Source organism: Corynebacterium sp. H130 (assembly GCF_037572395.1).
In the GTDB taxonomy this organism is placed as follows: Bacteria; Actinomycetota; Actinomycetes; order Mycobacteriales; family Mycobacteriaceae; genus Corynebacterium.
The window spans coordinates 149221-173840 of sequence record NZ_JBBHLA010000003.1 but is presented as its reverse complement, the minus strand read 5'-3'; the positions used below and the strand labels follow the sequence as shown (position 1 = coordinate 173840).

The window sequence follows — 24620 nt, the reverse complement described above, 5'->3', positions numbered from 1 at the left end:
CGACGGTCGTCGACAAGCAGGCGTGGGCGAAAACTTTAGGAAATCGTGATCGAATTGATGACGACGTCCTCAATTGGACGGTCCATGGCGCCGGTCGCGGTGGTAGCGATCGCGTCGACGACCTTCTGGGATGCCTCGTCGGTGACTTCGCCGAAAATGGTGTGGTTGCCGTTCAGCCATGGGGTAGCTGCGACGGTGATGAAGAACTGGGAGCCGTTGGTGCCTGGGCCAGCGTTAGCCATGGCAAGCAGGTAGGAACGGTCAAAGCGCAGCTCAGGGTGGATTTCGTCGCCGAACTTGTAGCCTGGGCCACCCATGCCGGTGCCGGTTGGGTCGCCACCCTGGATCATGAAGCCGTCGATGACGCGGTGGAAGATCGCACCGTCGTAGAACGGACCTTCGTTGGTGCCGGAGGCGTTGGCGGTCTTGTATTCCTTGGTGCCCTGAGCCAGGCCAACGAAGTTAGCGACGGTCTCAGGTGCGTGGTTGCCAAACAGTTCAATGACGATGTCACCACGGTTGGTGTGCAGCGTCGCAGTAGCGGTCTTTTGAGTCATGAGCACCATGTTACCGACATGATTGCCGTAATGTCGCTACGCTTGGTTATCAAGAAGCCATTTAAGTTACAGGAATTGAGGTTTAACTATGAATAACGTCCGCCTCGCTGTTAACACCACGCGAGCCGCCATCAACGCGATCAACGACTACCGCGAGCGCAAGGCCGCTGAAGCTTACGAGGCCCTCGCCGATGTTGCGGAGAACTACACCATCGCTGAGCTCGCCGAACAGGGCAAGGAAAAGGGCAAGGCGCTTCTCGACGAGCGTCGCGATAATGCTGCGAAGGTCGCTGAGAATGCTCGTGTCCGCCTGGAGAAGGCTCGTGAGGCCTCCGCTTCCGCTTCCAAGGAGCTGGCTAAGAAGGCTGACAAGAAGGCCATCGACCTTGGCATTAAGGAAAAGCCAAAGAAGAAGGGCAAGGCTGGCCTTGTCGCTCTGATCCTTGCGCTGCTCGGTGCCGTCGGCGCTGCTGTTTACTGGTTCATTTTCCGCGAGGAGAAGCCAAGCACCGTTCCACCGCGTGTGGAGGAGCAGGAAGGCTCCCGCCTGGTGTACTCGACTGTGACCCCAACCGAGTCTGAGGTTTCCCCAGAGTTCCTGGAGGACCTGGACAAGCAGCTGGCTGAGCACAAGGCTCAGGACACTGAGGTTGCGCAGCAGGCACAGGCTATCAACGACGGCGAGTTCGCTGACGAAGCCATTGATGAAGCCATCGACGAGGCTAACGTTTCCGAGCTGGACTCCCTGGAGGACCAGGCTGAGGACGCCGAGAGGAAGTTCGACGGCCGCTAATCTTTAGCTTTCTAGCCCCGGTTCGCCGGGGCTTTTTCTATGACCCCCACATCTGGCGTTGGCAACGCCGCTGGCAGCACGACCACCTGGCCTTCCACCTCGTGAACTCCCACCGAAATTCCGAAAACGTCTTGGATGAGCTCACTAGTGACCACTTCGGCTGGGCCGCCCTCAGCCACCACTTTGCCATCCTTCATCACGACTAGATGATCCGCGTATCGAATCGCTTGTTGCAGGTCATGCAGCACTGCCACTACCGTTCGATCTAACTGCGTGACCAGCGCCTTTGCTAGTTCGAGCAGCGAGTATTGATGCGAAATATCCAGATAGGTCGTCGGCTCATCCAGCAACAACACCGGCGTGTTTTGCGCCAACACCATTGCGAGCCAGACGCGCTGGCGCTGCCCACCCGACAACTCTGCAACTCGCTCCTCAGCGAGCCCCGCGACCTGCGCCGCCACCATCGCTGCCTCCACCGCACGCGCGTCTTCAGCCGACCACGGCTTCAACAAGCTCTGGTGCGGGTAGCGACCGCGCCGCACCAACTCCTCCACCGAAATGTCTGCCGGCGTCACCGTCGACTGAGGCAACAGCGCCAATTGCTTTGCGACGTCCCTGCTAGCCATCCCGTTGACGTCAGCTTCCCCCAGAAACACTGCTCCCTGCGACGGTTTCAGGATCCTCGCGAAACTCTTGAGCAGCGTGGACTTACCACAACCGTTTGGCCCAATAATCGCTGTGAACGCTCCGGAAGGTATCTCGACCGACAGATCGGATGAAATGACATTCTTCTCCCAGGCCAGAGTGGCATTTTCGGTGTGCAATGCAGTCATGAATTCTTCCTAGCAGTACGAGAGATATAGAACAGCAGGTAAAGGCCACCGATGACGACAGTCACCAAGCCAACCGGCACCTGAACAGGGTGAAAAAGGCGTTGCGCGAGGACATCCGAAACCAACAGGAGGAGTGCACCCACCAGCGCTGTAGACAGCAGCGGGCTGCGCTTTGCTCGAGTCAATCCCTGAGCGACGTGCGGTGCAGCCAGCGCCACAAAGGAAATCGGTCCTGCTACCGCTGTCGCTGCAGCTACCAAGATGATTCCCACCATGAGCAGGATAAACTTGAGCTGATTCACCCTGAGGCCAAGCCCAATTGCTGTGTCATCACCCAAGCTGAGAATGTCTAAATGCCTGCGCAGCAACAACGAGGCGGCAACGACCCCAGTGAGTACCACACAGCTTGGTAGCGCGACCGTCCATCTGATGCCATTGAGAGAACCCGCTCCCCAGCTCGCCGCTGACATCATCGTCTCCAGGTCGCCGCGAGAGATCAGCCACCGGTTGAGAGCGGACAGCATGGCGGAAATGCCAAGTCCCACGAGAATGATGCGGAGGCCGTCGATACGCGCCCGCACCGACAGCGCCAGTACGATCAGCGCGGTCACAACCCCGCCAGCGAGCGCCCCAACAACCTGTTGGGCGAAGCCGCTCATCCCAAGCAACAATGTGGCAATCACACCGGTGTAGGCGCCGGAGGAGAATCCGATGATGTCCGGAGATCCCAGGGGGTTGCGGGTCAGGGCCTGGAACAATGCACCGCTTAAGGCGAGTCCGGCGCCCACAGCTACTGCGGTGAGCACGCGAGGGGCTCGCCACTGAAAGACGACGGTACGGGCCAGGCCAACCTCGGTGCCTGACAGTGCACCCCACGCCTTCCCCATGGTCATTCCCGCGCCAGGAAGCACCAGGGCGATGATGGCGATGGCGAAGATCGCGACGCACAACGTTAGCGGAACCATTCGAGCTCGCATCAAATTCCCTTCTGTCGTTGCTGGGCATAAGCGATGAGGAACGGCGCACCGACAAAAGACACCACTACGCCAGCAGGGAATTCCCCTGGCAACAGCAATCTGCCGCACACATCGGCAGTGACCAAGACAAGCGGACCCAGCAGGGAGGATAGTGCGAGAATTCGCCCGAATGACGGTCCCACCAGCCATCTGGCAATGTGTGGCACCAGCAATCCGAGGAACACAATCACGCCTGCCGTGGCTGTGGCCACTGCCGCCAAAACCAAAATCGCGGCAAATGCCATCATTCTGGTCCGTGCCAATTGCGCTCCGAGTGCAGTCGCCATTTCCTGTCCGAGCTGCAATGCGCCCAATCCTCGGATCGAGGCCGCTGCTGGGATCAGACCAATAACAAGCCCGATGACACCTAGGTATACCGGCTGGTAGGAGCCCACATCGACGTGACCAACCATCCAGGCGTGAAGGCGATCAAAAGCTTGGGGATTGACGAGCGCAAGTCCGTCGCCAATGCCTCCCAAAATCGCACTGATGGCGACGCCGACCAGTACAAGGCGCACCGGGTCGGCCCCAGATCCTTTACCGCGACTTAGCAGGTACACGCCAAGTCCAGTCACCCCCGCACCGAGGAGGGCGAGGCCAAACAGCATCAAGGAAGTGTCGGGGAGCCCCAGGGCCAAACCTGCGACGATGGCGAACGCAGCGCCGGAATTGATTCCCAACACACCAGTGTCTGCCAGTGGGTTCCTCGTCAACGCCTGTACCAAGGCACCAGCGATTCCGAGACAAATTCCCGCAATGAGCGCCACAAGCGTGCGCGGTATCCTTCGATCCCAGACGATGGTGGACACAGGATTCGATGATGGCTCCATGAGCGCATGCCAGACTTCGCTCGCGGGAATCGCACGGGCTCCTGTGGTGAGGGAAAGGAGCGTCGCAAAGCACAGGGCGCAGGTTGCGAGCAGGATGGCCCCGGTTAGTGGCAGGCGAGGTGAAGAAAACACCGGTCTAGACTACCCGAGACAAGAAGGTTAGGCTAACCTATCTTTTCATGACTAACGTTATGAAACTCACGGCGTTACTAGTGACCGCCGCGCTTACAATCACTGGCTGCAATGCACCTGAAAACAACAGCTCAGGAACTGGCAACCAAGAGGTCGCCGTAGGTGGCGCAAAGTTCAAAACCGCCGACGCAGAAACCGCGAAGCTTGGCAGCGATGCACAACCTGGCCAATTCCCACGCACGATTACCCACGCGGCTGGAACTACAGAAATCAAGCAAAAGCCACAGCGAATTGTCGTGCTCGAAAGCGGCGAACTCGACGCGGTCGTGTCACTGGGACTGACCCCAGTGGGAATGACCACCACCAAGGGTGAGAATCCGATCCCGTCCTACTTGGCTGACAAGGTGAAGGACGTGAAGACTGTTGGCACCATCAACGAAGTCAATGTGGAAGCAATCGCCGCATTGCAACCAGATCTCATCCTCGGCAACCAATTGCGGGCAGACAAGCTCTACCCGCAACTTTCAGAAATCGCACCAACTGTGTTTTCCATCCGACCCGGCTTCCCATGGAAGGAAAACTTCCTGCTGGTGGGAGAGGCACTCGGCATGGAGAAGGAAGCTGAGGCCAAACTCAACGAATACTCTGAATCTGTATCTGAACTCGGCAAGTCTGTTCCGGAAGGGACCACAGTTTCCACTGTGCGTTTCATGCCAGGCAAACTACGCCTTTATGGTCGCAAGTCCTTGATCGGTGTGATTTTGCAAGACGCCGGCCTGGCTCGTCCAGCTGAACAAGATGTCGACGATCTAGCCGTGGAAATCTCTCCGGAGACCATCGACAAGGCTGCCGGCTCCGTCATCTTCTACTCTTCCTACGGGTCGCCGGATGCTACTGGAGAGACAGCCGTGGTTAACAGTGCTTCATGGAAAGCACTGCCAGCGGTTTCCGGTGGCAACGCAAAGCGAGTCAACGACGATGTTTGGTTCCTGGGCCTCGGGCCAACTGGTGCGATGCAGATTGTGAAGGATCTGGAGCAGCAGCTTCCGAAAAAGGCATGATAGCGACCCCATAAAGAAAGGCTCCTGGATTTTCATCCAGGAGCCTTCTTTCTTTGCCCCACCCCACCAGATAGGCAGGGCAAGTCTATTTTCCTTAGTAGGTACCGCGCATCGTGACGTAGTAACCACCAGTTGCGTGGTTCTTTACGATGCCAACGCCGATGGTCTTAGCGTATGGGTTCAGGATGTTGTCGCGGTGTGCAGGAGAGTTCATCCAGCCAGGAACTGCGTCGTAAGGGCTGTTGTGCATAACAGCGACGTTTTCCATGTCAGCAAGCTGCAGCGCCATTGGGTCGTGAGACAGGGTGGCGCGGCTTGCGCAGGTTGCGGACCAGGAGCGGGAGATATCAGCCATGTACTGGCTCCAAGCCAGTGGTGCAAGGCCGTGCTGCACGCGGATCTGGTTGATCTGGTCGGCGATGGCGCCTTCAGCGGAGGTCAGGTTCTCCTGTGCAACGAATGGCAGTGGGAGTGCCTGTGCGGCTGGAGCTCCGAGGGTAACTGCGATTGCGGCGGTTGCTGTGGCGATGAACTTCTTCATGATGGTGGGCCTTTTCTTTTTCTGGTGTGGTGTCGTTCCCGACAACATCAACAAAAGCCCAGGTAGCGAAGGTTTCAGCCAGAATATTGACAAGGTAACCCAAAACTTTTACCCCCAGTTTCATGGGGTTTCTGAGCGCCAATCCAAGCCTGATGTGGCATTTAACTGTGCGAGCACTACCCCCCATCTCAGATTATTGACAGGTTCTAGGCAGCCGCACTCAGGGGAATTGTGAGGATTTAGGTTTTGCACGCCCCTCGCCTGCCATTTTTACGCTTCTCTTATTGTTGATTAATCATCTTTACCTGAGACGGTTGACGCGTCCCCATTCTGAGGGATGCTTAATTAAGCAATTGTTCAACACAGATTCTTAAATTTCTGAGCCTTCCTTTTAGCTTCCGATTCGTTTTTGCAGGTGAAAGCATCGGCATTGAATACAACAGGCAACAGAACTGCAACCTGCCATTTTCAATAGGGTATGCTTTATTGAAAATAAAGGAGGGGCATGTCCGAGCATCACCACCATCACCACACCAGTTCCAACCGCACCCGCCTAGGAATTGCGCTGGTCATCACCGCCACCATCCTCATCGCTGAAATCATTGGAGCATGGTGGACAAACAGCCTGGCCCTCATCGCGGACGCCGGGCACATGGCCGTCGATACGGCGGGCCTCATCATGGCATTCACCGCTGCCAACCTGGTCCTCCGCCCAGCAAGCAACACCTACACCTGGGGGCTGCGGCGCGCTGAAGTCATTTCCTCCGCCCTGCAAGCACTCCTACTCGGTGGCGTGGGGCTGTACACCGTGGTCGAAGGCGTGCGCCGCCTGATTTCGCCCATCGACGTCCACTCCCCCGGACTCCTCCTCATCGGGATCATCGGTTTGCTCGGAAACGTGGCCTCCTTCCTGGGTTTAAGCGGAGGCGAACACGAAAACCTCAATATGAAGGCCGCAACCCTGGAGGTCCTAAACGACGCCCTGGGTTCGGTAGCTGTCATCGTCAGCGCCGTCGTGGTCATGTTCACCGGATTCGCGCGTGCCGACGCTATCGCCTCGCTGCTCATCGCCGTATTGATCCTTCCTCGCGCGCTGCATATTCTCCGCGAAGCTGGAACAATCTTGCTGGAATCCACCCCGCCCGGGCTGGATTTGGATCAGGTGCGCACCCACATTCTGGACGTGCCTGGCATCAAAGGCGTTCATGATCTGCACGCCTCCCGCATTTCCAGCGGCTTGCCAGTGCTCACTGCCCACGTCATCTTAAGCGACGAGTGTTTCCGCAACGGTGAGATGCCCGCCATCCTGTCCCAGTTGCAAAGCTGCGTCGCCGAGCATTTTGAAATTTCAGTTGAGCACAGCACGTTCCAATTCGAACCGGCCGGCTTCGAAGACCACTGCAGCTGTATATAGAGGTATCGACAATTTCATAACGCTCCGGTCTCCTCTTCCAAGCATTTTCACGCTCTGACCTGGACTTATTCCCAAAAGGGCCGTTTAGCTCGTTCGCTACCGTGGAAGAAGTTCAACAGTTCCTTGGAAAGGAGACCTTTTTGCTGCGCCGCGCTATTGCCGAGTTTGTGGTGCTTCTTGCCACCTTCTTTGTCAGCGCCATGCTGCTGTTAGGCGCCATTGATATCTTCGGCGGTGGCATGTCCGATGAGATCGGCGGCACCGTCGCGATGATTGCCGCGCTGCCAGCGATCTGGTTGGCCTGCCTCGTGGGACGCCGGACATTCCGAGACCTTGTCGGCCATCCGCCCTACGGTATTTGGCGTGCCCTCGCGGTGACGGTCCCCGTGGGTGCTCTCTCCGTCGCGGCTGCCATGTACTTTCGTGACTGGCACTGGCAGGGCGCCTCAATATTCCATTTGGCAATGATCCCGATCATGGCCTGGGTGGAGGAACTGCTCTTCCGCGGCTGGTTTCCGCAGTTCCTCGGCGGGAAGCTTTACTCCTATCTCCTCCCCATCCCCATCTTCGCGGCCATCCATGCCCCGAGCAGCTCGCTTGGTTGGATCGCTTATCTGGTCTCCGGCACCTGCTTCGCGCTCGTTGCGTGGCGAACCCGTGGCATCGGCATGTCCACGGTTTTCCACGCCGTGTCCAACTACACGATCTACATCATCATGATGGGCACCCACCACGGCGACGTGCTTCTCATCGCCAAGATTCTCATGTTCGCAGCCGTCACCGCGCTGTTGCTGGTGACGGCTCCGCGCAAGCTTGTCGACGCCCCTTAGCCTCGCGTGTAAATGAGGACCGTGTATGGCGCGATCGACAGGTTGCCGTGACGCGGCTGGCCGTCGACGCTGCCTTCGTAGGATTCCATGTCGTAGGACGTGAAATCACCAAACAGGGAGCTGTAAGCCCTGGAATCGCTGTTGAAACGCAGGGTCCACTTCTCCGTGCCAGCTGGCAATCCGATGTCGACCTTGTGGCGTTCCTCGCTGTCCAGGTTGACCACGACGATGACGTCGTCGCCCACACCGCCATTTTCCCAACGGTGGAAGACCAGGAAGTTGGCCTCGTCGTCAGCCTTGAGGATGGCGGTGTTTTGTCCCGTCAATCCGCGAGCCGTTTGGCTGCGGTTGAGTCGCAGGTTGATCAGGTCGCGGTAGAGCTTGGCGATGCCCGCGTAGTTCTCATCGCGCGACCAGTCCAGTGGCACGTTGTCTCGGAACCAGGCACCCTCAAGGAATTCCTGGCCCTGGAACAGCATTGGGATGCCCGGTGAGGTGAGGGCGAGTGCGGCACCCAGGGTGGACAGCTTCTGAGCAACCCATCCGGATGGATCGTTTGGGTTGACCTCTTGTGGGACGCGTGCCTTGCCGTTGGCCACTTCGTCGTGGCTCTCGGTGTAGATGACGCGGGCAAAAGCGTCACCGTAGTCGGTGGTGACTGCTTCTACAACTGCTGGGATCGAACGCCAAGCGTCGTCGATTTCGGTGATCACGTCACGAACTGGGTGGACGAAGTGGCTGTCCCACTGAGAGTGGAAGCCGGCGCCATCAGGGTCCGTGGAGGTCACCAGCGCGTTGCCGTGCAGATCCTCGGCGATAAGAATCCGGCCCGGGTACTCGGCGCGAACAGTATCTGCGATCCAGCGCATCATGGACCAACCCTCAGGGATGTCCATTCCGGATCCGTCCTTGGAACGCATGTATGGCGTCATGTCCAAGCGCAGGCCGTCCATGCGGTAGTCCCGCAGCCACATCATGGCGTTGTCGTGGATGAAGCGGCGCACTTCTTCGCGGCCATAATCTGGGCGGGTATCTCCCCATGGGGTCTCCGACTTCCAGTCCTGATAGAAGTAAATGCCGCCCTTGCCGTTTTCGCTCCAACCGTCGAATTGCCACAGGTCGAGGTCGGATGGGCCGAAGTGGTTGTAAACCACGTCTTGAATAACAGCCAGGCCCATCTGGTGGGCCTTCTTCACAAACTGCTTCAGGGCGTCCGGGCCGCCGTAGGCAGACTCCACAGCGAACGGATCAGCCGGGTTGTAGCCCCAGCTCATGTCACCAGCAAACTCTGCGACCGGCATCAGTTGCACAGTGTTGGCGCCAAGTTCAACAACATGGTCCAGACGTGCCATCGCATCGGTCAGGTCGGCCACCCCGCCGTCTTGAGAGTTGAAGGTGCCCACGTGCATTTCGTAGATGACCATTTCATTGAAAGGTGGGCAGTGGGCCTGCACGCCTTCCCAATCAAAAGCGCCGTGGTCGTAGATCACCGAGTTGCCCACAGAGTTGGTGACCAAGTAGCTGTACGGATCGCGCTTGGAGAGCACCTGCTCGCCATTGGTGATGACGTACTTGTACTCGTCGCCAACCTTCGCTTCTGGAACGAGGGCGTACCAGTAACCGTTGCCCTCAGACTCGAGCGGATTAGCGGAATCATTCCACTTGTTGAAGTCGCCCGTCACGGCCACGGTGTCAGCGTTTGGGGCCCACACTCGAAATGCGACGCCACCGTCACCGACGATCGCACCCATTCCATTCCAGCGCTCAGTAGTACTTGTCATCGGTTCCTCTGCAATCTGTATAAGGGGCTCGGGGTTCCGGCCACCATACAGGCAACCTTAGACAAAGGTTTGAGGGTGCGCATGAGTGAAGCAAACAAAAAGACTCCCGGCCTTACGACCGGGAGTCTAACTGTGGAGCATAGGAGAATCGAACTCCTGACCTTCTGCTTGCAAAGCAGATGCTCTACCAATTGAGCTAATGCCCCATTGTTCCTTGTGGGCCTAGCAAGAATCGAACTTGCGACCTCATCGTTATCAGCGATGCGCTCTAACCGACTGAGCTATAGGCCCTGGGAACGAAATAGAACTTTACCCACCGTTTAACTGGAAACCAAATCGGCAGGTAAAGCCCTATTTTTAACCCTCGTTCAGCGTGATTTCCACACCACCAAACAGGTCAACCGTTGCGTTGTAGACCAGGGCGACCAGTGGGGCGAGCACTGCGACGAGGATCGCGGTGATCGCGCCCATGAGGCCCGCGAGGGACATGACGACGCCAAAGGTGACAGTTCCTTCTCCACCGGCACCACCGATGACGGAGTTGAGGTTGTCCCAGACTCCGGCGGCTGCCATGCCGGCGTAGAGCAGGGCCACGCAGATCATCCACGCCACTAGGCCCGCGAGCGCCAAGACGAGTGCCGTCTTGAAAGCGGACAGTGGGGAGATGTTACGTACTGTCACTTGTCGTTCTGCCATGCGTTAGTCCTCTTCCTGTGGGACGCCTGAGGCGTCGAGTGGCTTGTCGCTGGACTCTACTACGGTTTCGAGGGTCTCGGTTGCAGCTGGAGCGGTGTCAGTTGGCGCTGGTGCCTTGCCGGTTGCCACTGCTTCGGCTTCTTCTTCGCCTTCAGCTTCAACATTCTTGTCGATCGCCAGCAGGTCAACACCGGATGGCAGGTCGACGAGGCGGACGCCCATCGTCGCGCGGGAGGTTGGGCGGATCTGTGCCACCTCGGTGCGGATGACGCCGCCACCGGAGGTGATTGCGAAGATCTCATCGTCCTCATCCACGGCGATGGCGCTGATCAGCTTGCCGCGCTTGGCGTTGTACTTGAAGGTCACCACGCCAAGGCCGCCACGGCCCTGGACGGAGTATTCCTCCATGTGGGTGCGCTTACCGTAGCCGCCGGAGGTGGCGACCATGAGGAATTCGCCGTCGCGGACGACGCACATGGCCAGCAACTGGTCGTCGCCACGGAAGCGCATGCCCTTCACGCCGGCGGTGGCGCGGCCCATTGGGCGCAGCGTTTCATCGTCGGACTTGAAGCGGATGGACTGGCCTTCTTCGGAAACCAGCAGCAGCTCGTCCTCGGAGGAGCACAGGGCTGCGCCGATGAGGGTGTCGCCTTCGTTCAGGTTGATGGCGATGAGGCCACCGGAACGTGCGGTTTCGTAGTCCAGGAGGCGGGACTTCTTCACGCGGCCCTGCTGGGTTGCCAGGACCAGGTATGGTGCGTCCTCGTAGGTCTGGAGCTGGATGACCTGGGCGATCTTCTCACCTGGCTGGAACTCCATGAGGTTTGCCACGTGCTGGCCGCGCGCGGTGCGGGATGCTTCCGGCAGCTCGTAGGCCTTGAGGCGGTAGACGCGGCCGTAGTTGGTGAAGAACAGGATCCAGTCGTGCGTGGAGCAGACGAAGAAGTGGCGAACGACGTCGTCCTGCTTCAGCTCGGCACCGCGTACGCCCTTGCCGCCGCGTCGCTGGGACTTGTAGGCGTCGACCTTGGTGCGCTTGGCGTAACCGGTGGAGGTGATGGTGACCACGACGTTCTCGCGCGCGATCAGGTCCTCTTCGGTGACGTCGCCGGTAGCGGCCACGATCTGAGTGCGACGCTCGTCGCCATGCTTGTCGACGATTTCCTTCAGCTCATCCTTCACGATGGCACGCTGACGCTCTGGGCGGGCCAGGATGTCCTTCAGATCAGCAATCTCGAGTTCGATTTCAGCGAGCTGATCGACAATCTTCTGGCGCTCCAGAGCTGCCAGGCGACGCAGCTGCATTTCGAGGATGGCGTTGGCCTGGATCTCGTCGACGTCGAGAAGCTGCATGAGACCGGTGCGGGCCTCGTCCACCGTTGGGGAACGGCGGATGAGGGCGATGACCTCGTCGAGCATGTCCAGGGCCTTGACCAGGCCGCGGAGGATGTGGGCGCGCTTTTCAGCTTCGTCCAGGCGGTACTGGGTGCGTCGGATGATGACTTCGATCTGGTGATCGGTGTACAGGCGCACCATCTGGTCAATGCGCAGGGTGCGTGGCACGCCGTCGACGATGGACAGCATGTTGGCGCCGAAGTTGGTCTGCAGCTGAGAGTGCTTGTACAGGTTGTTCAGCACCACGCGAGGCACAGCGTCGCGCTTCAAGGTGACCACGATGCGCATGCCCACGCGGTCGGAGGATTCGTCCTCGATGCGGGAGATGCCAGCGAGCTTGCCGGAGGTGACCTGCTCCGCGATGTTGGAGATCAGGTTATCCGGGTTGACCTGGTACGGAAGCTCCGTGATGACGATGGTCTGGCGGTTGCCTTCCTCTTCGATGGAGGTCACGCCACGCATGCGGATGGAACCGCGACCGGTGGTGTAGGCATCCTTGATGCCGTCGGTGCCGACGATCAGGCCTGCGGTTGGGAAGTCAGGGCCCTTGATGCGCTCCATGCAGGCTTCGAGCTGCTCGGCTTCGGTGGCCTCGTGGTTGTCCAGCATCCAGTAGATGGCCTCGGCAACCTCGTTCAGGTTGTGTGGCGGGATGTTGGTGGCCATACCAACGGCGATACCGCCGGAGCCGTTCATCAGCAGGTTTGGCACGCGGGACGGCAGGATGGTTGGTTCCTGGGTCTTGCCGTCGTAGTTAGGGATGAAGTCGACGGTGTTTTCGCGGATGTCGCGGACCATTTCCATGGCCAGCGGCGTCATGCGGGACTCGGTGTAACGCATTGCTGCCGGGCCGTCGTTGCCTCGGGAGCCGAAGTTGCCTTGGCCGTCGACAAGCGGGTAGCGCATGTTCCATGGCTGGGCCATGCGAACGAGGGTGTCGTAGATGGCGACGTCGCCGTGTGGGTGGTAGTTACCCATGGTCTCAGCGACAGGCTTTGCGGACTTCACATAGGAGCGGTCCGGGCGGAAGCCGTTGTCGAACATCGCGTAGAGGATGCGGCGGTGGACCGGCTTGAGGCCATCGCGGACCTCGGGCAGCGCGCGGCCGACAATGACGGACATGGCGTAGTCGATGTAGCTCGACTGCATCTCCTCATTGATGTCAATCGGTCGCACGCGATCAAAGAGATTCTCGTCGCTCACTTTTTAACCTTTTCTTCGTTGGGATCCCCTATATCCTACGTTTTCCGGGCCAATCGCGTCGGAAGTGGTATCGTGGCGATACCATGGCATTCACTTTAAGACTCTCTCCCGCCGAGGACGCAGCCCTCTCGCTCCTTGCCTCATCCCTGGGCGTATCCAAGCAGGAGGCTGCTCGCCAGGCGATCGTCGAATCCGCTGCCCGGCGGGTACGCACGGCTGAGCTGCAGGATCTCGCCCGCCGCTCCGTGGCTTCCTACAACGCGCTGCGCGGAAGGGTGCGACGTGGACGCTGAGGACCTCCTCGCGCTTGCCGACGCCATAGCCTCCGAAATCGGGGCGACCGTGCGATCACTGGGAGCAATCGTTGCCCTATCGGCGCTGGTGAAGCCACATATCGCCGGAATTGCTGTGTTCTCATCAGTGGCGGATCACTGCTCATATATAACGTCCGCCTGCCTGTCTTTGGAGCCTCTTTCGGCCGGCAATGAGATTCTTGCCCAAGCAATGTGCTCATATATTGTCGACAATTCGTGAACCTGTGTTACAGTTGTTAACTGTTGTGACTGCAGTGGCTTAGCGAGACCGCTGTGGCGGAAGAGTTGCGACGCTACGTACGATCCCCCTCAGGGAGCCTGAGGGGGATTCTTTTTGGGGTGTTTCTCCGAGAACTGCGGGATTACGTGTCCGGGGATTCCTGGATGTCGGTCGTTTTCAATAACTGACAACTGGGATACCCGGGCAACCCGCAACCCATCTGAGCACACGACAACAAACCCACACATTCACAGAAGAACAAACGCATAGATTGCCCGGTTGTGCCCGATTTCACCCGCTTTTCATACTGCATCGATCCAGTTTCGGACGCATAATGAGGTTGAACGGGAAGCAACCGGGAAGGCAAACGATATGAAGCAAACTGTTGGAAACAAGGTCGTTCTTATCGGCGCCGGTGACGTCGGAGTCGCATACGCGTACGCGCTGGTCAATCAAGGTACCTGCGATCATCTCGCCATCATTGACATCGATGAGAAGAAGCTCGAAGGCAACGTCATGGACCTGAACCATGGCGTCGTGTGGGCGCATTCGCGCACGCAGGTAACCAAGGGCACCTACGCGGACTGCGAAGATGCCGCTATTGTGGTGATCTGCGCGGGCGCTGCTCAGAAGCCTGGTGAAACTCGCCTGCAGCTGGTGGACAAGAACATGAAGATCATGAAGTCCATCGTCGATCAGGTGATGGCTAATGGCTTCGATGGCATCATTGTGGTCGCATCCAACCCGGTCGATATCCTCTCCTACGCTGCTTGGAAGTTCTCCGGCCTGCCAGCGGAGCGCGTCATCGGCTCCGGAACGATCCTGGATTCGGCTCGTTTCCGCTACATGCTGGGCGAACTCTACGAGGTCTCCCCTACCTCCGTCCACGCCTACATCATCGGCGAGCACGGCGACACCGAACTTCCAGTGCTTTCCTCTGCCACGATCGCCGGCGTCTCCATGCGCAAGCAGCTGGAGAAGGACTCTACGTTGGAGCCAAAGCTGGAGAAGATCTTCCAGGACACCCGCGACGCCGCGTACCACATCATCGACGCCAAGGGCTCTACCTCTTATGGCATTGGCATGGGCCTGGCCCGCATCACCCGCGCGATCCTGCAAAACCAGGACGTCGCGCTCCCGGTATCCGCCCTACTGCGTGGCGAGTACGGCCAGGAAGACATTTACATTGGCACCCCAGCCATCGTGAATCGTGGTGGCATCCGTCGCGTGGTTGAGCTGGAAATTTCCGAGCACGAGATGGAGCGTTTCACGCACTCCGCCGACACCCTTCGCGCCATCCAGCGCGAGTTCTTTAGCTAAAATGGCTGCATGATCACAATTTCCAATCGCCCAGCCCTCATCGCCGACCTCGCCGAGTTCGCCCGCACCACCATCTCCAGCCAGACCGGCATCACCGGCATGGCCCTCAAAGGCGGACTCGTCGCGGCCACGAAGGCGAAGCCGAACATCATGGAAGTTGTCCTCGAGCACGCGCTTGACGACGTCATCAGCGTCCTCACCCCGTACTGGAATTCCAAGCCAGAAGGCACCGCTTTCGGTGCGCAGCTTGAGGCAAACAAGGATCGCGTCGCCGACGAGCTTCTCCAGGTTGCCGACAGCAAGTCAAATTCTGTCAGCAACCAGTCCCTGGTCAAGGTGTACAACTCCCTGCGCGGAAAAGCCGTGAAGGTCGTCGCAGAGAACGTGGGCGGCCTTGGCGAGATCGTCGAAAAGCACGCTAGCTAACCCTTCTACTCGGGGACTCGACGTGAATCTTGGTGGCAGATCGACCCTCTCCTGCGCACGGCGATAGCCACGGCGACGCTGCTGTGCGCGGCTTAGTGGTTGCGTCTCTAGTGGATTACTGCTTGATCCATCTGTTTCTCGAACTCCTGGATCAGTGCCGTATCCTCCGGGCTGATCGGGTAGGGCTGGCCGAGTTCCATCTTGAGCTGGATCAACGATGCGGCTACCGCTCTCCGCTTCGGTGCTTCCATTCCCCAGACGTTGATGCTCGCTTCCATCGCTTCGTTCGATGCGTTGATTTCCGGCCATTCGGTTGGCCATGTCTCGGGATTGTCCACGACTTTCTGGTGTGGTGGACGGTCGTCCTCCAGCTCCGCCGCTAGCTCCGCTGCCCGTTCGGTGTAGGGCTGTATCCAGTCCTGTTGGATCTGATCCCACGCCAGTTGGTCGGCTTGGTTGAGAATCTGGCCGAAGGTCATTCCGTCCGGCCACATCCCGTACTTGTTCTTGTAACCCTGCTTGGCTCGTTCCGAGTACTGGTTGCGTAAGTTCTCCCACGCGGCTTGGAGTTGGTCGTACTGGTTGTCCAGTTCCTCGGGTGTTGGATTCTCCCCGGCTGCTCGCATTGCTTGCTCCAGGTCGGTCTTGAAGATCATGTCAAGGTCCTATCGTGTTGTGGGCAAGAAAGACAATTCAACGGTAACAATGGCCGTGGACACAACTGCTAGCAAGAAGATCATACGTTCGAATTCCAGCTATTTTCCTGCGCTTTTGCCTCAAACGCGATAGTAGAATTTAAGACAATTTTCCATCCAGACTTGCAATCAGAATCTCGCAATTGAGAGGGGACTTCACGTGGCGGACAATTTTTCGTTTCTCGATGAAGCGTTTCCGTCGCTCGCCAATTTGGGGCGACTGGCGTCGTTACACACCTCGGTTGTTTCAGCGGCTTTGGCTGGACGACTCGCCTAACCCTACTTGAAATATTTCAAGTAGACTAGAATCCGCAGGTCAGACTAGAAATCTACTGGAAACACGTAGTTTCCAGTAGCTAGCGCAGCGGTGGTTTTGCCAACCACCGGGCGCGGGGGTCTCGGGGTGATTTACCTTCCCACAGGACGAGGTCAGCGCCCTTTAGTTCGTTGAGAATGCCGCGTGCGACGGGGCGGGAGACCCCCAATCGCGTGGCAATTTCCCCGGTTCCAAGGCCAGCCGGTTCCACCTGCAACAGGGCAAGAATTTGCTCAGTCTGCTTCGGTAGCCCAACAAGGACGCTGTTGCTGATGCGCTGCACCGCCCTCAAAAGGAGGATGACGGAACCGTTGGTCTGCACATATTCCGGATCCAGGAAGCCTACCCTGCGGATTTCTGCGAAGATGCGGCGGATTCCTTCCCCAAGTTCCTGTCCGATTCCGAGGTCTGTCATAACCCTGGCGATGTGCGGGTTGCGAGCGAACCGGGAAATGCTCTCTGGTTCCCGCGGGTCGGCGAGTCCAGGGAACCGGCCAGGTGAACTGATTTCAATACGGCTTGGGAAAATCTCCACCCGAATGTTGTCGCCCATCATGCTGTAGGAGCGGTGAATCACGGCGTTGACCAGTCCCTCCAGCCAAGCATCATCCGGGATTCTCGTGTCGGAGGCGAACAGGCCATCGGTTCCCAGGCGGGAGACCCGTGGAAGAATTTCACGAATCAGTTCGGCGGCACCTTTGATTTGATCCGGGAGAGGGCCGGTGAATCGGCGATCAACTTCGAGTTGCTGCTGCGCGCCGGCTCCGCGTTGATCATCAAGGTACTTCAGCACGCGAACCTCCGCGTTGGGCAGAAGGTCCTGCGGACTTTTACCGAAGAGCAGAATCGCCGCCACGGTCGGCTGGCCGTCTCGGGTGACAAGCCTTCGCGCACGTAGTGCATCCTCAGCAGTGCTGGAACCGATTCCTTCGGCGTACGCAGCCACTTTTTCCATATCTAGATCTGCCAGGTCGGCGCCGCGAAGGCCGGTGGCGTCGAAAAGCTGTTCTCCCTTTGAATAGCGGAGTTCTTGTTGTTGTTGCGCGTCCAGTTTCACGGACTTATCACCCAGCCTGAGGTAGCAGTTGGCATCGCGGGTGTAGTGAACGCGCTCGCCGGGCTCGACTTCGAAGACGAGCACGTCATCAAGCTTGGTGATGCGAAGTCGGACTGCAGGATCAGTGTGCTCGTGCGCCGCAACGCGCAGCATGTTTTCCCGCTCCGGGGTCAACTCGTGTTCAATGACTCCGTCATCGCTGATGCCAACAGCCACAACGCCGCCCTCGGCGTTCGCAAAGGCAACGAGGGTCTTGGCCAAATCCTTGCCAGCAATGCGCGAGGACTTCCGGTCAAACCACTGGTCCTCAGGACGGGTGGCAAGATCTGCAAACTGGAAGCTAGTCATAGAAAAAAGTCTACTTGAAATATTTCAAGTAGACTAGAATCCGCAGGTCAGACTAGAAATCTACTGGAAACAAGTAGTTTCCAGTAGCTAGCGCAAGGCCCTCGCGGCAAGAATCAGGGCTCCCAGAGCAAAGAGAACCACTATCCCCATGTCGCGCCAAAAGTCACCGGAGAGCTCGGCAGAAACGAGCAGGTCACGCAGCGTGTCAATGACGTAGGACAGTGGCAAGAAATTCGAGATGACGTGCAGCACTGAATTCATCTGGTCGCGTGGCACGAGCACGCCACCCAGGAAGAATTGCGGGCCAAAGAACACGGGCATGAATTGCACGGCTTGGAACTCGTTCTCGGCAAAGGCACTGGCCAGCAGGCCAAATGATCCGCCGACAATGCCCGCCAGTGGCGCTACCAGGAAAATCCAGCCAATCGACACACTTGTGGTCACCCCGAGGAAGAAATACGCCATCGCGACCAGCACCAACGCCTGGACCAGCGCAAACAGGCTGAACGCGATGCCGTAGGACAGCAGCAGCTGCACAGTGGTCAGGCGCGTTGTCATGAGGCGCTCCAGGGTGCCGGACTTACGCTCGCGCTGCATCGTCACGGACGCCACGATAAACATCAGCAGCATCGGGAATACCCCGAGCATCATCACGGCCACGGAATTGAACAACTTCGACCCGTCATAAACGAAGTACAGCAGCGTGAGCAGCAGCGACGGCACCGCCATGATGAGGGCAACCGTGCGCTTGTCACCAGTTATTTCGCGCAGAATGCGTTGGACTGTTGCTTGGATCATTGCTGCGCCTTTCGGATCAAGTTCAAAAACGCCTCATCCAAATTCTTAGCCCCCGCCGTCTTGAGCAGGTCGCTCGGCGAAGAGTGAGCGAGCACTGCGCCGTCGCGAAGCAGCAAAATACTGTCGCACCGCGCCGCCTCATCCATGACATGGCTGGACACCAAAATGCTGGTTCCGAGGGAGCGCAGGTGAGACCAGATGTTTTCGCGGGTCAGAGGGTCGAGGCCGACGGTGGGTTCGTCCAGCACCAACAACGCAGGCTTGCCGACGAGCGCAGCTCCCAAACTCACTCGGTTGCGTTGTCCGCCGGAGAGTGTGCTTACTTTTTGGTCGCGTTGCTGGGTGAGCCCCAGGAATTCGATAATGGTGTCCGTTGTATCTTTTGCCCCGGTGAGCTGGGAAAAGTAGCTGAGGTTTTGGCGAACGGTGAGGCCCTCGTAGACGCTGGCGCTTTGGGTCATGTAACCGATACGCCCGCGATTCTCCTTCGCGCCGGCGGGATGACCAAGAACTTCCAGGACGCCGCTGTACTCCTGGACGCCAACGATCGCCCTCAGGAGGGTCGTTTTGCCCGATCCTGAGGGGCCGATGATGCCCGTGATCGAGCCTTCGCGCAAGGTGAAGGTGAGGTCGTGAAGAATGTGATTTTTGTTGCGCGTGATGTTGAGGTTCTCCGCGCGAAGGAGTGTGTTCACACCTTTAATTGTAGTTTCGCCGGGTCGCTTTCCGGGAGCGGTGAGTTTAGGAACCCGAGTTTCGGGGGCGCGGGGCTACTTTTGCCACCAAATCCCCGAAAATCTACCCTAAACTCGGGTTCCTAAACTCGGCTTTTGCGAAGCAACAAGCGAGCCCGCTGCTACTTACAGGCCGAACTTCTTCAGCTCTGCGCGAATATCGATGCCCGGGATGTGCAGGAGGCTGTTCAGCGCTGCCCACACGGTGCCGCCAATACCTGCGATCAAAGCGAGCAGGCCGGCCAGTGCACCGAAGGAGGAAGAGGAACCGTCGGCAGGTGGCTCAACGACGCTTGGCTGGTTCTTGACCAGGGTGAAGGAGTCAACTTCACCCATGGTGGCGACGTCCTTGACTACAACCTTCAGCTCGTTCGCGGAGACCTGGATGTCGGTGTAGTTAGGGCTGTACTGCTGATCCCAGTAGGCGGTGTATGGCTGGGTCAGGCCCCACTTGTCTGCGTCTTCGCGGGTGATGCCTGGGTAGTCGCCTTCTGGGGAGTAGAAGTCGTAGAACTTGGTGCCCGTGGCGGAATTGGCCGTGATGAACATGGTCTCCTTGTCGCCCTGAACGTAGACGTCGCCAGGAGCGGCCTTCTTCTCAGGAATAACAGGCTGGCCGTCCTTGATCATGTGGGAGCGGGTGTAGATGTGATCGTGCCCGGAAAGGACCAGGTCAACACCCATCTCGTTGAGCTTTGGAACGAGGTGTGCGCGCATGTACTTGATGTTGTCGTCGATCTGGTGCCATGCCTGGGAGTATGGCGGGTGGTGGAAGGTGACGATGGTCCAGTCCTTGTCACCACCGTGCGCGGCGATGGTGTCCTGGACGAACTGTGCGTCCGCATCGAGGTCGTCGAAGACGTGGTTAGAGTCCAGGGAAACCACGAGGACGTTGTTGTACTCGTAGAAGTAGTTGCGGCCGTCCTGGGTGACGTTCGGACGGTTGTAGAAGGCCTGGTAGGACTCGAAGTCGTAGTTGTCGTGATTGCCGTTCAGTGGCGCGAATGGGATGGACTGCATTTCGCCAGCAGCGGTAAGTCCGGTGTGCTCGTCCAGGTTGCCCAGGTTGGTCTGGTCGCCAGCGGACTGGATGAAGGATGCGTTCGGGGAATCAGTAGTGATCTTTGCCAGCGCGTCCTTCCACATTGCTTCGCTTTCTGCGGTGCTGAAACCGGTGCCCAGCTGTGGGTCGCCCAGGAAGAGGAAGTTCCAATCGCGATCGAAGTCTTCAGTGGTGAAAGTCTTGACCTCGGACCAGCCGGTCTCCTCGGATCCGACGCGGTAAATGTACTCGGTGTTTGCTTCCAAACCAGTCATCGTTGCTGCGTGACGCCCCATATCCTTGGAAGTCGCAGCGTTCTTCTCCCGAACTTCCTGACGTGTCATGCCAGTAGCAATGTTGGCGACGGTGGAGGTGGCATCCACAGTGATGCCGTGGGTGGTGAGAGTATCGGCCGTAACTTCAGAAGCCTTGGCAAATTGCACCTTCTGGCCGGTCGATTGGGTATCGGTCAGCCAAACGACATTGGCCTGGGTTTCATCGGAGCCCACGCCCAAAACGATGTTCTGAGCTGGGGCGATATCCTGGGCGAGAGCTGGGGTGAGTGGGGACAAGGTAGACAGTGCGGCGACCAGCGCTGCAAGATGCTTTTGTGAGGCACGCATTGACATCAAAACTCCTGGAAAGTTAGCAAATCAACGAGAGATCACAAATAGGTTAAGACTCGATTGCAACTTCCGCAGGGCAAGGCTAAACGCCCTGATCAAGTCCATCTAATTGGCCGCTTGGCCAGTCCACATTGTTCGCCAAGGGAATCTGGTGCGAGGCGCTCTCTAGGATGTGCATGAAATACCCAGCAGTGTTCGGAATCGCGATAATATCGCCCGGTTTCACTCCATGCGGGAATCGGATACGACGGCGCAGGATGATTTCATCTTCAATGCAGTAGGCACCGACGAGGAACGCTTCCACTTCAGGCCCAGGTTCATTACCGGGCGCACGGATGAGAAGCGGATCCACGGTGTAGTCGTCAGAGGTAGTACGACATTGCGTGCGATTTATCGCCAGGCCAACAAGGGGCAGTCCGTCACTGCGGGTCTTGACGAATTCCACTTGGGCCAGAATGAGGCCACAGCCGTCGAGAAGCGATCGACCCGGCTCCAAGTGCAGCCGCAGGCCCCGGCTGCGCAGGCCCTCTGCGATGCCGTCGGCGGAGAGGATCTCACCAAGCCACGTCCCGCGCGTCGGGGTTTGCCAATACGGGTAGATCGTGTTCAGCGGGTCGTTTTTCCAGGTAAACGGCGCTAGGTGTGGGTGCGCACGCATGGCCTGAAAGCGCTGCCACTGCGCGGGATCGGCGAGGTAGCTCATGGGCACACCACCGCCGAGGTCAATGAATTCGGTGGGGTGTGGCAGCGCATCGATCAATTGGAAGACCTCATTTAGGGCGGTGACCCTGTCGGAGGCGCTGTAGCCGTGCAAGTGGACATGGACGCCAACTACCGACACCTCGTGGAGATCGATGCTGGTCAGCGCCTGGATCCAGGTGGTGCTGCGCTCACCAAAGCGGGTCGGCGGCAGGCGTTTCGGATTCGGGGCCAGCCGTGGTGCGACGCGGACCGGTCGATCCGCCAGTGCAATGATGCGCTGCAGCTCGGTCACATTGTCTACGCTGATCGTGACGTTGTTTTCGACCGCTAAGCGCAGCAACTCATCGGACTTGATCGCGGCGCTCAAGATGATGTTCTCTCCTGCGATCCCGCGCCCCAACACTTGCTGCAGCTCGCGGAAGCTCGCTACGTCTACTCCGTGCCCGGCCTCGTGGATAGCATCGACAAATGTAAGACCCTTGTTTGCTTTGCGAGCAAAGAACACGCGGACATCTACGTCGTGATCTTGACCAGCATCCACCAATTCCTGCGCGTTTCGCAGCATCGGCTCAGAGTTCAGGATATTGACCGGGCTGCCGTAGGTGTCAATGAGGTGGCGGGCATCAGAATAGGAACCAGTAAGCTGCTTCGCCCACGGCTCCAGCCGAGCACGCATTGGTGGCAAGCCGTGAACAACTTGTGGTGAGTGTGCAGCCACAACCCGGCGCGCCCAGCGAGGGATGACGTCGTGATAGTCACGCGAAAGAGTGTCATTCCCCAATACCCACAGTTCGGTTGCCCGTCCGATCACCGCTAGATTGTCAGAACCAGGCAAGAATCCAGCCCTATCAGTGCGTACTGGCGGGTGAGGCGGCGGTGCTTGCACCGCATCGATCACAAAGTCTGCAGCGGGAATGTCCCCGGTGTGAGGAGCAGTGATTAATCCGGCGTCTATGAGCGCAAGTACCTTTTGAGCATTACAAGATGGTGGGCCGAATGCAACCGGCTCAAGAATGCGGGTCAGTTCCCTAAAACCCGGCAATGGTTCCTGAAAAGAAACGCGCTGAACTAGTTGGGGATACAACGCTCGAAACGCGACTCCCACTGCACCGCGCGCATCTAATGGTTGCTCTCCAACGGCGATAGCAAGGCTCGTGCGCAGCTCAGCGACGCCATCGTCCGGCATGTCAGTTCCTGCAAGCACCGCCGCGATGTGATCAGCGCTGTCCTCGGTCAATAGGGCTGCAGCGCTGTGCAGGGCGGTCACGATTTCCTCGGTCGACCTGGCAGCCAATATAGCGGGTCCAAATTGATCTTCCAGCTGATCGGTTCGCGGTCCACGGTCCGGCTTAACGTTCATGAACCTACCTGTGCGATTCACCGGGATGATTCGCTCCGGCTCCGATCCAGAGCGATGGTATTTCCCATCATCGAAACGGCCTCCGCGACCAATCGTCAGATCCAGAACTGCATCTATGAAGGTCAGGGCGGTGCCCCGGATCGCGACAGTGCTACCTGGGGACACATTATCCAAGGACCCATGTGGGTAGACCTTTAGTGCGTCGTCAAGCTGGCCTGGCCAGGTTGCATCATGACCAGTGACATCGAGCACCTGGTCATACTCTGATGTGAGAACTTGCGGGTCAGTGATTTCTTGAGCAACGTGTGTCAGGGTACAGCGTGGTGGGATGGGCAATTGGGCCCAGGATTCGGCGAAGAACTCACCCACGCGGGCTCGTGGCGGATAAGTATCGGTGTTCCCGGTGTATTCGTTAAATGATCCAAGTGTCGTGGATTGCACAATCTCAGCGGTGACGTTGAGCAGCCAATAGTCTGGCTGGCTTGGATCGTAGGCCCGCACTCCCCCACCATCGAACACCGTGACGTGAAGCGTGAGATCTCGCTGCCACGCCATATTCATGAGCTCTTCAGCAGCCCACAACCCACGTGGTCCACCGCCTACAATCGCGATCTTCATCGCAACGTCGCCTCCACCCACTGATCATTGTAAATAGTATCCAGGTAAAAATTGCCGCTATCGTGAATAACCACCACCGCCTCGGCTGGCTCCGTCAACTCACAATCAAGTTGCTGCAGCGCCGCAATCACCGCACCACCAGAGGCGCCGGGCACAATCGCCGTGGTGCGCGCCAATTCTCGCGCTGCGCTTATCGACGCCCGATCCGCGATTCGCATCACCCGATCCGGGCTCACCTGCTTTGACAACTCCGGAATAACGCCTGCGCCGAAGCCGGGAAGATGGCGCGTGTCGCGTTGCCCGCCAAAAAGTACTGAACCTTTGGCATCGACCGCAATAAGTTTGGTACCCAGCCCGTGTTCTTGCACGTACTGCTGGCAGCCACCGATCGTGCCCGTGGTTGAAACAGCTACCAGCAAGAAATCCGGTGCATGTCCAAGTTGTTCATGGATTTCACGCATGGTTCCTTGCGCATGCGCACCGAAAGCCGCCGTGTTCGAATACTGATCCAAATTGAGAGCATCCGGGTTGTCTTTGAGCAGCTCGGCGACCTTTTTGCGACGGGCCACGAGCCAATCCCCCGTCTCCGGATCTGGCTCGGTGAGAGCGTGCACGGTGGCGCCCATGGCCTTTATGTAATTAATGGTGGCCGTGTTCGCGCGAGGGTCGACCACGCAGTGAAAATTCCAGCCGCCCAACGCAGCTTCGCGGGATAGTGCGAGCCCCAGATTTCCCGAGCTGGATTCAATAACCATTGTTCCGGGTGCGATATCCGCTGCTTCCACAAGTGCCCGCGCCGTTCGATCTTTGGCACTGCCGCCTGGGTTGAACTGCTCTAATTTGGCCCAGGCGGTGAGATTACTCAATCCAAGCTTCTTGAGATTAACGAGTGGAGTGTTGCCGAGGGCATCAGAAACACTTGCACAGGGACGAGGTGCATGATTCATTGTCCCGATTATAGG

23 protein-coding genes and 2 tRNA genes are annotated in these 24620 nt (G+C 58.3%); 8 read left to right on the top strand and 17 right to left on the bottom strand.

The genetic code is table 11. From position 1 onward, the window contains the following. Positions 1-35: 35 nt before the first annotated feature. Complete coding sequence (locus tag WG939_RS07055; RefSeq protein WP_339984105.1) at positions 36-557, bottom strand: peptidylprolyl isomerase; 522 nt, start codon at positions 555-557, stop codon at positions 36-38. An 88-nt stretch (positions 558-645) separates the two neighbouring features. On the opposite strand from WG939_RS07055, the gene WG939_RS07050 reads away from it, so the two are divergent. After that, positions 646-1350: a hypothetical protein gene (locus WG939_RS07050; RefSeq protein WP_339984103.1), complete on the top strand. Its 705-nt coding sequence runs from the start codon at positions 646-648 to the stop codon at positions 1348-1350. Positions 1351-1361: 11 nt separating this feature from the next. Here WG939_RS07050 and WG939_RS07045 read toward each other — a convergent pair whose 3' ends face one another. Genes WG939_RS07045 through WG939_RS07035 form a run of 3 tightly spaced genes read right to left on the bottom strand, consistent with a single transcriptional unit; the run spans position 1362 to position 4161 of the window. Next, on the bottom strand, positions 1362-2183 hold the full coding sequence (locus WG939_RS07045; RefSeq protein ID WP_339984101.1) for an ABC transporter ATP-binding protein: 822 nt from the start codon (positions 2181-2183) through the stop codon (positions 1362-1364). Beyond that, positions 2180-3160 (bottom strand): FecCD family ABC transporter permease, encoded by a 981-nt coding sequence (locus WG939_RS07040; protein WP_339984099.1) that lies wholly within the window; start codon positions 3158-3160, stop codon positions 2180-2182. The genes WG939_RS07045 and WG939_RS07040 overlap by 4 nt, the downstream gene beginning before the upstream one ends. After that, positions 3160-4161, bottom strand: a complete 1002-nt coding sequence (locus tag WG939_RS07035) for a FecCD family ABC transporter permease (protein WP_339984097.1) — start codon at positions 4159-4161, stop codon at positions 3160-3162. The genes WG939_RS07040 and WG939_RS07035 overlap by 1 nt, the downstream gene beginning before the upstream one ends. 47 nt (positions 4162-4208) lie before the next feature. Between WG939_RS07035 and WG939_RS07030 the strand changes: the two genes are divergently transcribed. Continuing rightward, the gene (locus WG939_RS07030) at positions 4209-5222 is read left to right on the top strand and encodes an ABC transporter substrate-binding protein (RefSeq protein WP_339984095.1); all 1014 of its coding nucleotides are present in this window, start codon (positions 4209-4211) and stop codon (positions 5220-5222) included. A 94-nt stretch (positions 5223-5316) separates the two neighbouring features. Here WG939_RS07030 and WG939_RS07025 read toward each other — a convergent pair whose 3' ends face one another. Then, positions 5317-5763 (bottom strand): CAP domain-containing protein, encoded by a 447-nt coding sequence (locus WG939_RS07025; protein WP_339984093.1) that lies wholly within the window; start codon positions 5761-5763, stop codon positions 5317-5319. 505 nt (positions 5764-6268) lie between these two features. Here WG939_RS07025 and WG939_RS07020 point away from each other — a divergent pair. Together WG939_RS07020 and WG939_RS07015 are read left to right on the top strand one after the other, a co-directional pair. Then, positions 6269-7177, top strand: a complete 909-nt coding sequence (locus WG939_RS07020) for a cation diffusion facilitator family transporter (protein WP_339984091.1) — start codon at positions 6269-6271, stop codon at positions 7175-7177. 140 nt (positions 7178-7317) lie between these two features. Beyond that, positions 7318-8007: a CPBP family intramembrane glutamic endopeptidase gene (locus tag WG939_RS07015; protein ID WP_339984089.1), complete on the top strand. Its 690-nt coding sequence runs from the start codon at positions 7318-7320 to the stop codon at positions 8005-8007. Here the strand turns inward: WG939_RS07015 and WG939_RS07010 are convergent. The 5 genes from WG939_RS07010 to gyrA all read right to left on the bottom strand — a co-directional run bounded on the left by WG939_RS07010 (position 8004) and on the right by gyrA (position 13028). Beyond that, positions 8004-9788: an alpha-amylase family glycosyl hydrolase gene (locus WG939_RS07010; RefSeq protein WP_339984087.1), complete on the bottom strand. Its 1785-nt coding sequence runs from the start codon at positions 9786-9788 to the stop codon at positions 8004-8006. The genes WG939_RS07015 and WG939_RS07010 overlap by 4 nt on opposite strands. Before the next feature lie 133 nt (positions 9789-9921). Continuing rightward, positions 9922-9994: transfer RNA gene (locus tag WG939_RS07005), tRNA-Ala, on the bottom strand. An 11-nt stretch (positions 9995-10005) separates the two neighbouring features. After that, a tRNA-Ile gene (locus WG939_RS07000) sits at positions 10006-10079 on the bottom strand. Between the two features lie 66 nt (positions 10080-10145). Next, positions 10146-10484, bottom strand: coding sequence for a DUF3566 domain-containing protein (locus WG939_RS06995; RefSeq protein WP_339984085.1), 339 nt, complete (start codon positions 10482-10484; stop codon positions 10146-10148). A gap of 3 nt (positions 10485-10487) precedes the next feature. Further along, positions 10488-13028 (bottom strand): DNA gyrase subunit A, encoded by a 2541-nt coding sequence (gyrA, locus tag WG939_RS06990; RefSeq protein WP_445227889.1) that lies wholly within the window; start codon positions 13026-13028, stop codon positions 10488-10490. Positions 13029-13165: 137 nt separating this feature from the next. On the opposite strand from gyrA, the gene WG939_RS06985 reads away from it, so the two are divergent. The 4 genes from WG939_RS06985 to WG939_RS06970 all read left to right on the top strand — a co-directional run bounded on the left by WG939_RS06985 (position 13166) and on the right by WG939_RS06970 (position 15362). Further along, complete coding sequence (locus WG939_RS06985; RefSeq protein WP_339984081.1) at positions 13166-13375, top strand: CopG family transcriptional regulator; 210 nt, start codon at positions 13166-13168, stop codon at positions 13373-13375. Next, positions 13365-13616, top strand: coding sequence for a hypothetical protein (locus tag WG939_RS06980; protein ID WP_339984080.1), 252 nt, complete (start codon positions 13365-13367; stop codon positions 13614-13616). Before WG939_RS06985 ends, WG939_RS06980 begins: the two co-directional genes overlap by 11 nt. Positions 13617-13988: 372 nt before the next feature. Then, positions 13989-14936 carry an L-lactate dehydrogenase gene (locus WG939_RS06975; RefSeq protein WP_339984078.1) on the top strand — a complete coding sequence of 316 codons (948 nt, stop codon included), beginning with the start codon at positions 13989-13991 and terminating at the stop codon, positions 14934-14936. 9 nt (positions 14937-14945) lie between these two features. Then, positions 14946-15362 carry a DUF6918 family protein gene (locus WG939_RS06970; RefSeq protein WP_339984076.1) on the top strand — a complete coding sequence of 139 codons (417 nt, stop codon included), beginning with the start codon at positions 14946-14948 and terminating at the stop codon, positions 15360-15362. 107 nt (positions 15363-15469) lie between these two features. Here the strand turns inward: WG939_RS06970 and WG939_RS06965 are convergent, their stop codons facing one another. The 7 genes from WG939_RS06965 to WG939_RS06935 all read right to left on the bottom strand — a co-directional run bounded on the left by WG939_RS06965 (position 15470) and on the right by WG939_RS06935 (position 24605). Continuing rightward, the gene (locus WG939_RS06965; RefSeq protein ID WP_339984074.1) at positions 15470-16018 is read right to left on the bottom strand and encodes a hypothetical protein; all 549 of its coding nucleotides are present in this window, start codon (positions 16016-16018) and stop codon (positions 15470-15472) included. A 395-nt stretch (positions 16019-16413) separates the two neighbouring features. Continuing rightward, complete coding sequence (locus tag WG939_RS06960; protein ID WP_339984072.1) at positions 16414-17778, bottom strand: ATP-binding protein; 1365 nt, start codon at positions 17776-17778, stop codon at positions 16414-16416. Positions 17779-17865: 87 nt separating this feature from the next. Then, on the bottom strand, positions 17866-18576 hold the full coding sequence (locus tag WG939_RS06955; RefSeq protein WP_339984070.1) for an ABC transporter permease: 711 nt from the start codon (positions 18574-18576) through the stop codon (positions 17866-17868). After that, a complete protein-coding gene (locus WG939_RS06950; protein ID WP_339984068.1) occupies positions 18573-19271 on the bottom strand; it encodes an ABC transporter ATP-binding protein in 699 nt (232 codons plus the stop codon). The genes WG939_RS06955 and WG939_RS06950 overlap by 4 nt, the downstream gene beginning before the upstream one ends. A 165-nt stretch (positions 19272-19436) precedes the next feature. Further along, positions 19437-20975, bottom strand: coding sequence for a fibronectin type III domain-containing protein (locus WG939_RS06945; RefSeq protein ID WP_339984066.1), 1539 nt, complete (start codon positions 20973-20975; stop codon positions 19437-19439). A gap of 85 nt (positions 20976-21060) precedes the next feature. Beyond that, positions 21061-23658 (bottom strand): FAD/NAD(P)-binding protein, encoded by a 2598-nt coding sequence (locus WG939_RS06940; protein WP_339984064.1) that lies wholly within the window; start codon positions 23656-23658, stop codon positions 21061-21063. After that, positions 23655-24605, bottom strand: coding sequence for a pyridoxal-phosphate dependent enzyme (locus WG939_RS06935; RefSeq protein ID WP_339984062.1), 951 nt, complete (start codon positions 24603-24605; stop codon positions 23655-23657). The genes WG939_RS06940 and WG939_RS06935 overlap by 4 nt, the downstream gene beginning before the upstream one ends. Positions 24606-24620: the final 15 nt, after the last annotated feature.